Below are 8,622 nucleotides of genomic sequence, written 5' to 3'. Positions count from 1 at the left end.
CCATTCCTATCCACCGTCTCCCAAAGCTCTTCGGGGTCGAATTTCTTCGTGTTTTCCAGCGTCACGATGCAGCCGCCCGAAATGATCGAGCCCATCGCCGTGAACAGGCCGGTGCCATGCATGAGCGGGCAGGCCGGCAGCTGGCGCGACAGCTTGCCAGCTTCATGGGTCCAGGCGATGTGCTGGTCCATATTCTCCGGGGTGAAGCCGTAAATCTTGATCATGGATTCGCGCGAGCTTTCGCGCCAGATGCGGTGGCTCCACATCACGCCTTTCGGCATGCCGGTCGTCCCGCCTGTATACAGGAAGAGAAGATCATCGTCCGAGCGCTCTATGCCAAGCTCGCTGCCATCGCCTTCGGCGGCGAGGTCTTCATAGGCAATCGCATAATCAGGCGTGTCGGAGCCATCGCCGCCAATCTCGACCCAGACTTTCACGTTCGGCAAGCGGTCCTTCACCCGCTCGACATTGTCCCGGAACTCGCGGTCGAAAAAGACGACAGCGGAATCGGAATTGTCGAAGATGTAGACCAGCTCATCTTCCAGATAGCGATAGTTGACGTTGACGTGGGTAAACCGGCCTTTGAAGCAGGCGACGAGCGCTTCGGTGTATTCCGGCTGGTTGCGCAAGTAGAAGCCCGCCTTGTCACCGGTTTCGACACCGCGGGCGCGGAGGTTTCGCGCGACATTGTTGGACCGCGCCGTCATGTCCGGCCAGCTGATCACCCGCTCGCCATGGATCAGAGCGGGGCTGTCTGGCCCGAGTTCTCTGCCGACCGCGTCGAGCATGTCTCCAAGATTGAAGATGCTGTCACCCATGATACGCAAACCTCCCGATATTTTCTGTTTTGCTGAGTTAAACAGAAAAGCGGGATGTCAGCGAGGGGTTACGTGGCGTCGGACCGGCCCGGTCGCCTAGCTGATATGGGGCTTGCCCCACCAGAACTTGTTCCAGAAGCGCTTGCGCCGCCAGGCCTTGGCGAGCTTCTTGTCGTTTGGCGCGTCGTGCAGACCGCGAGGGATCAGCATGTCGTTCATCACCGGCTGGTAGCGCCGGATGAGGTCTTCCTCGATATTGGCGCGCGCCCTGGCGTTCGGCACTTTGAGGATGTGGCGCTCTGTGGCGCCGCGATTCCACCAGGCTTCCGGCCAGCGCTCATGACCGATCAGGCGGTCCTTCAGATTGGTCGCCTTGCCCACGTAGAGAGGCTCCAGGAAAAACACGAAGCGGCGGCGCACGAAGACATAGATGCCCGCGCCATTTGGAATGCCCCTGTCGGTAAGGGTCACATTGAACTTGTACTTGCGCCCGGTTTCTCCAAACCAGGGATGCGCCCCAAAAACAATCATCGGGCGGCCTCCTCCGAGAATTCATCGCGCAGAGTCTCGCTGATATGGTTAATGAGCGGTTAAGAAGTCGTGGCCGTATCAAGGCGGACCCGGCCCGTTCTCAAGGCACCCCGCGGTCGGATTGGGAGGGGTCGATGGTGGTCCCCTGCACTATTTCTTACGGTTGGGGTGGCCTGATCTGCCATATTCCCACGCCTAATCCCCATGAGGACGCATGGGCGGCCTGCAATTGGGAGCAAGCATATGAAAATTTCCAGAACGATTGGAGCGTGCCTGATCGCAGCCTCCATGGGCCTGTCCGCCTTGGCCGAAGAAGAGGGCGCTATAGCGCCGGCGATGGTCGGGGAACTGGCCGATTTTTCACAGGCTGAGAAAAAGGCCTACGCCGTCGGAGTGGTCCAGACCATGACATATCTGACGGCGACGACATCGGAAGATTATGAGAAAGCTGCCTGTATCGCGGGGCAGGAGAAGCTGGCTTACCGCACCCTGCTCGAAGCGGACCCTGACGACCCTGCAGCGCTTGCGATCGAAATGGCCGTCACAGAGGCATGTGACGAAGTGGAGGCGCCCGGAACCGGAACGCTTCTGAGGGCTGAAGATGTCGATACATGGTTCGGCGCCGAGACGCCAGAGATGGAGCGCGCGCTTTTCGTTTACGCGCTGTCAGACACCTTGTTTTTCCGCGTTTTCACAAGGGTGGAAGATACTGTTGCCGACTGCGTGCACGAGATGAGCCAGATCGCCATGTCGCCCGACAATGAGTTTTCGCGGCAGTTTCTCGCCGAGCCATCCGATCCCCTGGTTGCCGATCTGATCGACCGGCCCGTATCGGTCTGCCTCGAATAGCCCGTAAAGGCCGTCGTCAGGCGGCGCGCTGGAGCGCTTTCTTCACCGGTGCGAAGCTCTTCCTGTGGCAGCTGCAGGGCCCAAGCTCATTTAGCGCGGAGGTGTGGTCGGCCGTGCCGTAGCCCTTGTGCTTGCGGAATCCGTAGCCGGGATACCGGCAGGACAATTCCTCCATGGCGCGGTCGCGCGCGACCTTTGCCAGGATCGAGGCGGCAGAGATGACCGGCTCGATGAGATCGCCCTTCACGATAGCATTGGCCGGGCATGGCAGGGCCTTGGGCAGGCAATTTCCATCCACAAGTATCATCTGCGGAACATAGCCCATAATGGCGATTGCCCGGGTCATGGCGAGGAAAGTCGCTTCACGAATGTTCAGTTTGTCAATCTCTTCCGGGCTCGCCCAACCGATGCCATAGCCAAGTGCCTTGGCCTTGATTTCGGTATAGAGCGCCTCGCGTTTGGCCTCGCATAATTTCTTGGAATCTGTCAGCCCGTCAATGGGTTGCGCCGGATCGAGAATGACCGCGCCAGCCGTCACTGGCCCCGCCCAGGGGCCGCGTCCGGCCTCGTCAATGCCGCAGATCAGGTCTATCTTGGTCATGGTCACACCAATTCATCATGATTCCGGGAGCCTTAACCATGAGCGACGCATATTGCATTCAGATTAACGAGACGGGTGGTCCGGAGGTCTTAACCAAGGTTTCCATGGAGCCGAGGGAGCCTGGACCGGGCGAAGCGCTGGTCCGTCAGAGCGCCATCGGGCTCAATTTCATCGATACCTATTTCAGGACGGGCCTCTATCCGGCGAAGCTTCCCTTTACACCCGGACAAGAGGGCGCAGGCACGGTCGAAGCCGTCGGCGAGGGCGTTGAAAACCTGAAGGCCGGCGACCGGGTCGCCTATATGGGGTCCGGCACCTATGCGACGCATTTCACCGGCCCGGCCAGCCGCATGCTGCCCCTGCCGGATGGCATCAGCGAGGATGACGCCGCCGCGACGCTGCTGAAAGGCCTGACGGCGTGGATGCTTCTGTTCGAGATCAAGCAGGCACAGCCGGGCGATACCGCGCTTGTCTGGGCGCCATCCGGCGGCGTCGGCTCTCTCATCGTGCCATGGGCGACCTCGCTTGGCGTGCGGGTGCTGGCGGTGACCTCGACCGAGGAGAAGGCAAAGCTCGCGCGGGACGCAGGCGCCGACGAAGTCATCTTTTCGCATGAGGACGTCGCAGGCCGCGTCAAGGCGCTCACCGGCGGAAAAGGGGTCGACGTCTCCTATGATGGCGTTGGCAAATCCTCGGCGCAGGCCTCGCTGGACAGTCTGAAGCCGCGCGGCTGGTGGATGAGCTATGGCAATGCATCGGGCGCCGTCGAGCCTCTCGCGCCGACCGAACTGGCGCGCCGAGGCTCTCTCATCATGACGCGTCCCACCCTGTTCAGCTTTCTGACCACAGATGAAGACTGGCGGCGCGGCTCTGCCGCCCTGTTCGGCGCGATGCGAACCGGCACGATCAAGGCCCATGTCGGCCAGACCTTCGCGCTGGAAGAGGCCGCCGAGGCCCACCGGGCGATTGAAGGACGCGGAACGGTGGGATCGACGCTGCTCAGACCCTAGTTCTGCGGAGCGCCCTCCTCGGGCACGAGAATGCGTTCAGGCTGATCGGCGACATGCACGCGGAAGACGATGGCGCGCGCCCCCTCGGGGCCGCCGCGCGGCGAATGGATGGCGTTTGGCGGGATGACATAGGCGTCGCCCGCTTTCAGCATCCGGTCAGGCTTGCCTTCCTCGACATGAATGGCCGAGCCGGAAATCACGTAGAGGAATTCCTCTCCGGGGTGATAGTGGCGCGGCACGGTCGCATCCGGCGGAATGACGACGTCAGAGATCAGGACTTCCAGCCCCTCGGCGCTTGTTACCGGCGCACGCAACATTTCATTCGAGCCCGCGGGCGGCATCTTTTCAGCGGCTGGAAAGGCGTCAGGCTGGGAACAGCCTGCCAGCGCGACAGCCGACAGGCTCCATAGCAGACATTTCATGATGCCCTCCCTTTTGTAACGGGAGAATGCAGTTGAACGCCCTAGGCCGCAAGGCGAATGTCAAACGCGCTCAACCGCTCACATCATACTTGAAGCCGAGCTCCAGCGTGACCTGATAATAGGCCACTTTTCCGTCCTCGATATAGCCGCGCGTCGAGACAACTTCGAACCAGTCGAGGTTGCGAAGGGTCTTGCGGGCGGTGGCAAGGGCGCCATCGATCGCTTCTTCGATCGATGTTTTCGAAGTGCCGACGATCTTGGTGATCGCATAGGTGTCTGTCGACATGGGAGGTCCTCCATAGGTTCCAAAAAAGGCTGTTCTGCAGCCCGGGGGGCGGCAGCGGTTATCACTCATCCAGATTTTCGTAATCCGGGGGCGATTTATCGAAGATGTGGGATTCTATCATGCGCAAGGGTGCCAGAATGATCACGGCAAGCACCGTTGCAATCAAAGCGATGGTCAAAAGCCCCGTCCCGCACGCAAGGCCAATGGCGCCCGCCAGCCACATGCCAGCCCCGGTCGTGAGGCCGCGCACATTTCCGCGGGACTGGATGATCGTCCCGGCGGCAAGAAACGCCACGCCCGCAGTGACGGCTTCGACGACGCGGATCGGATCGAGCTGTGTGCTGTCGTCATCGGTGTCAAACACGGCGATCATCTCAATGGCAATGATCCCGAACAGCGCTGCTGCCAGGGCGGTCAACATATGGGTTCGCAACCCGGCCGGGCGGTCGCGGGCCTCTCGCTCAAAACCAACCAGGAAGCCGCACAGGCAGGCGGCGCCCAGTCGCGCAGCGATACCAAGCAGGGGAATACTTGTCTCGAATGTCAGACCATTCATGAGACCGAATCCTTTGTGACAGCTATGTGACACCTACGGTCTCGAACCAAAATGGTTGCGTGACCGGTGAAATGATTCGTCTTGATTATCCGTCGAGTTCGAGCAGCAGCGCCGGATCGATATAGAAGTCACCGCCCCGATCATCGCTGGCCGTGTTGCGCCATTTGACGGCCCAGTGCAGGTGCGGCCCGGTTGTACGGCCTGTATTTCCCGAAAGGCCGAGCGGTTCGCCGGTTTCCACGACATCGCCAGCTTCGACATCGACACGCGACATGTGCATGAACACCGAGACCAGTCCGCCGCCATGATCGAGGAAGACCGCGCCGCCTTCATAATAAAGGTCAGGATCGCCAAGAATGACCGTGCCGCCCGCAGGCGCAGTGATCAGCGTGCCGGTGGGCACAGCCATGTCATAGCCGCGATGAACCGAGGTGCTCTCGCATTCGGTTCCATCGGCCCCGACGCCGATATATTTCCGTGTCGGGCCGAAGGGCGATGAGGTTGGCCCGGCCGCCGGCTTGATGAAGCCGAGAGTTGCGCCGGGGCCGTCATTGAAGCTCGCAAACGCGTCCTGTTTCTTCACCCAGCTGTCGGCCGCATGAGCCTTCTGTGCATCAGTGCGTGCATCGACCTTGTCGCAATCGAGCCCCCGGATGACGCGGTAATCATCCTCGCGCGCCGCCACATCCACCTTCACCGGCTCAATCGACTCCTGCTGCGGGGTGAGGATCAGCGCGCTGGCTTCGTCCTGCATCAGGCCAATGAATACCCGCCCGTCTGCATCTGTGGCGACGGTGCGCGCCGCGCTCCCGTCTGGGGCGGCAATGTCGATCTTGATATCCGATGGGCCTGTGCAGACCAGAAGGCCGCTCTGCTTGGCAATGCCGCCGCAGGCAAGCTCGCCAGCCTCGTCGGCCGTGGCAGGCCCGACCGGCAGAAAGACGAACAGCGCGGGCAGGACAAGATCGCGCAGGACAAACATGCCGCTCAGCTGCGCCCTTCGACCATGCGCGAGGCTGCCGCTTCCGCATCGATATAGGCTTCCTGATGGTCGACGCTCCAATAGCGAAGCGCCTGTAGCGGAATTTTCCGGCCGGTGACTGCGCAGACGACATAATCGCCAGGCTCGATCACTTCGAGATCAGCATCGAGGTAGCGCAGGCGCGCTTCGCCTTGTGATTTTCCGGTTCGTGTCAGCATCGCTCCATAATGCGGCGATTGCGGCCAGGAAGAAAGCCCCCATGACATGTCTTCAGGGCCGGGCCCTATTCGGCTGGCTCTGCCGCTGTCTCCTCAGGCTCGTCCGGAGGCGGCCTGTCGGGATTGGGTGTCCGGAAGACCAGGCTCAGGGCGCGCAGATGCGAGGCGGGCCAGTCGCCGGCTTTCTCGTGATGCCTTATCTGCAGCGCGATTTCGACGGCCACGTCCGGGTGAGAGAAGATATGATCCTCGACAAGACCGGAGGAAGCGGCCCCGGCAGGCTCCGGCGGCGCCGACGTCCAGCGGGCCATGGCCGGGCAGGCTGCAATCTGTTCGGCGAGCGGGGCGCGGCTCTCTCTCAGATCCTCCACATAGGCTGTCTCCCCATGTTCGATCGCGATCTGGCAGGTCACCTGATTGTAGGGGCTGTCCGCGGTCAGCGCCGCAGCGGCGGGAATGACCACCGTGCAATAGGAAATACCGATCGAATTAAACGCCTCGCCCGCATCATACCGGCCGATCGTCCCGCCGGCGGCGGTTGCAGGTGACAGGGTCGCAAAACGTGAAGCGGTGACGCCGGCGCGGATAATCGGCCCGATTTCCAAGCAGACCGGATCGGTTGGCGGGGGAGGGGGCGATTGAGGTTGTGGATAGGTCGGCCGCGTCGGCGGGGCAGACGGAACGGTCGGCTCGAAGGGCAGCGTCGTCGGCGGCGCCTCGCCGGGATCGTTGGTTTCCTGCGCATGCGAGAGGCCGGGCAGGTCCATCGCCGCAAGCAGCGCTGCGCCTGCCACACCGGTCTTCAGGATAGATGTCAAAGCCATCGCCTCGCTGGTCAGCCCGCTTCCGTCGCGGCCGAGTCTAGGCGGATGCGGGCCGCTTCCGCAAGCTTTCTGCGCACGGCAGAAGTTTTTGTTTTGTTCTCCGGAACATTTGTGGTACAGACTGCTCTTCAGATGAAACGCCGGTCTTGCAATGCAGGGCCAGATATGGACCTAAGGAGACGACTCATGGCCAAACCCGCATTGCAACTCGTGGACAAGGAATCCGGCGTGGATAAGCAGAAAGCACTCGAAACCGCCCTGTCGAACATTGAGCGGTCCTTTGGCAAGGGCTCCGTGATGCGGCTCGGCGACAAGCAGACCATGGATATCGAAGCGGTCTCGACCGGCTCGCTCGGTCTTGATATCGCGCTCGGCATTGGCGGTCTGCCCAAAGGGCGAATCATTGAAATCTACGGTCCTGAAAGCTCCGGCAAGACGACCCTGTCGCTGCACTCGGTTGCCGAAGCGCAGAAGAATGGCGGGGTCTGCGCCTTTATCGACGCAGAACATGCGCTCGACCCGGTCTATGCCTCCAAGCTGGGCGTCGATCTTGATGATCTGCTCATCTCCCAGCCCGATACCGGCGAGCAGGCGCTCGAGATTGCCGACACGCTGGTGCGCTCCGGCGCGGTGGATCTTCTGGTGATCGATTCGGTCGCTGCGCTGACCCCGCGCGCCGAGATTGAAGGCGAGATGGGCGACAGCCTGCCTGGTCTTCAGGCCCGCCTGATGAGCCAGGCGCTGCGCAAGCTGACAGGCTCGATCTCCAAGTCGAAATGCATGGTCATCTTCATCAACCAGATCCGCATGAAGATCGGTGTCATGTTCGGCAGCCCGGAAACCACGACCGGCGGCAATGCGCTGAAATTCTACTCTTCGGTCCGCCTCGATATCCGCCGCATCGGCGCGATCAAGGACCGCGACGAAACCATCGGTAACCAGACCCGTGTGAAAGTCGTCAAGAACAAGGTGGCCCCGCCTTTCCGGCAGGTCGAGTTCGATATCATTTATGGGGAAGGTATCTCCAAGACAGGCGAACTGATCGATCTCGGCGTAAAGTGCGAAGTCATCGACAAGGCAGGGTCCTGGTACTCCTACAAGGAAGACCGCATCGGCCAGGGCCGCGAAAAGACGCGCCAGTTCCTGAAGGACAATCCGGAAATTGCTGACGAGATCGAGACCGAAATCCGCAAGCGCTCCGGCCTTCTTTCCGATGTTTTGCTATCCGATGAGACCGGCAATGATGACAGCGCCGATGAGGCCGATGTCGGCTAGCAGGCCTGCAAGACTGTAATTGATTGACCCCTGCGGCGTGGCTGACGCTTGGCGCGCCGCAGGGGACTCTTTATATCCCCTGCAGGAGTTCGGCGGTCACAGCAGATCTGTGCAGGCCGACAGCTGATTTTGACCGGGGCCAGAAACCAAAGATGACAAGCGTCAACCAACTTCGCGAGACTTTCCTCTTCTATTTTGAGAGACAGGGCCATACGCGCAAAGCCTCGGCTCCACTGGTGCCGGACAATGA

12 protein-coding genes are annotated in these 8,622 nt (G+C 61.1%); 3 read left to right on the top strand and 9 right to left on the bottom strand.

Features of this window, described 5'->3' with window-relative positions; all coding sequences use genetic code 11:
- On the bottom strand, positions 1-818 hold an 818-nt coding region (locus tag WA989_RS10770), incomplete at its 3' end, for an AMP-binding protein (RefSeq protein ID WP_424340500.1).
- 96 nt (positions 819-914) lie between these two features.
- On the bottom strand, positions 915-1,349 hold the full coding sequence (locus WA989_RS10765; protein ID WP_424340499.1) for a GIY-YIG nuclease family protein: 435 nt from the start codon (positions 1,347-1,349) through the stop codon (positions 915-917).
- Between the two features lie 243 nt (positions 1,350-1,592).
- On the opposite strand from WA989_RS10765, the gene WA989_RS10760 reads away from it, so the two are divergent.
- Entirely contained in the window at positions 1,593-2,198 is a 606-nt protein-coding gene (locus WA989_RS10760; RefSeq protein WP_424340498.1) for a hypothetical protein, read from the top strand.
- A gap of 16 nt (positions 2,199-2,214) precedes the next feature.
- Here WA989_RS10760 and rnhB read toward each other — a convergent pair whose 3' ends face one another.
- Complete coding sequence (gene rnhB / locus WA989_RS10755) at positions 2,215-2,799, bottom strand: ribonuclease HII (RefSeq protein ID WP_424340497.1); 585 nt, start codon at positions 2,797-2,799, stop codon at positions 2,215-2,217.
- 38 nt (positions 2,800-2,837) lie between these two features.
- On the opposite strand from rnhB, the gene WA989_RS10750 reads away from it, so the two are divergent.
- Positions 2,838-3,809, top strand: coding sequence for a quinone oxidoreductase family protein (locus WA989_RS10750; RefSeq protein ID WP_424340496.1), 972 nt, complete (start codon positions 2,838-2,840; stop codon positions 3,807-3,809).
- On the opposite strand, the gene WA989_RS10745 is transcribed toward WA989_RS10750, so the two are convergent.
- The 6 genes from WA989_RS10745 to WA989_RS10720 all read right to left on the bottom strand — a co-directional run bounded on the left by WA989_RS10745 (position 3,806) and on the right by WA989_RS10720 (position 7,097).
- Positions 3,806-4,231 (bottom strand): cupin domain-containing protein, encoded by a 426-nt coding sequence (locus WA989_RS10745; protein WP_424340495.1) that lies wholly within the window; start codon positions 4,229-4,231, stop codon positions 3,806-3,808. The two genes, WA989_RS10750 and WA989_RS10745, sit on opposite strands and share 4 nt — an antisense overlap.
- Positions 4,232-4,301: 70 nt before the next feature.
- On the bottom strand, positions 4,302-4,517 hold the full coding sequence (locus tag WA989_RS10740; protein ID WP_424340494.1) for a dodecin: 216 nt from the start codon (positions 4,515-4,517) through the stop codon (positions 4,302-4,304).
- Positions 4,518-4,578: 61 nt separating this feature from the next.
- The gene (locus WA989_RS10735) at positions 4,579-5,073 is read right to left on the bottom strand and encodes an MgtC/SapB family protein (protein WP_424340493.1); all 495 of its coding nucleotides are present in this window, start codon (positions 5,071-5,073) and stop codon (positions 4,579-4,581) included.
- A gap of 85 nt (positions 5,074-5,158) precedes the next feature.
- Positions 5,159-6,055: a M23 family metallopeptidase gene (locus WA989_RS10730; RefSeq protein ID WP_424340492.1), complete on the bottom strand. Its 897-nt coding sequence runs from the start codon at positions 6,053-6,055 to the stop codon at positions 5,159-5,161.
- A gap of 5 nt (positions 6,056-6,060) precedes the next feature.
- Complete coding sequence (locus WA989_RS10725) at positions 6,061-6,273, bottom strand: DUF2093 domain-containing protein (RefSeq protein ID WP_424340491.1); 213 nt, start codon at positions 6,271-6,273, stop codon at positions 6,061-6,063.
- Positions 6,274-6,338: 65 nt separating this feature from the next.
- Positions 6,339-7,097: a hypothetical protein gene (locus WA989_RS10720; RefSeq protein WP_424340490.1), complete on the bottom strand. Its 759-nt coding sequence runs from the start codon at positions 7,095-7,097 to the stop codon at positions 6,339-6,341.
- A 186-nt stretch (positions 7,098-7,283) separates the two neighbouring features.
- On the opposite strand from WA989_RS10720, the gene recA reads away from it, so the two are divergent.
- Positions 7,284-8,372: a recombinase RecA gene (gene recA, locus WA989_RS10715; RefSeq protein ID WP_424340489.1), complete on the top strand. Its 1,089-nt coding sequence runs from the start codon at positions 7,284-7,286 to the stop codon at positions 8,370-8,372.
- Positions 8,373-8,622 lie beyond the last annotated feature (250 nt).

The organism is Henriciella sp. (assembly GCF_049649345.1).
Taxonomy (GTDB): Bacteria; Pseudomonadota; Alphaproteobacteria; order Caulobacterales; family Hyphomonadaceae; genus Henriciella.
This window is presented reverse-complemented; position numbering and strand designations above follow the sequence as displayed.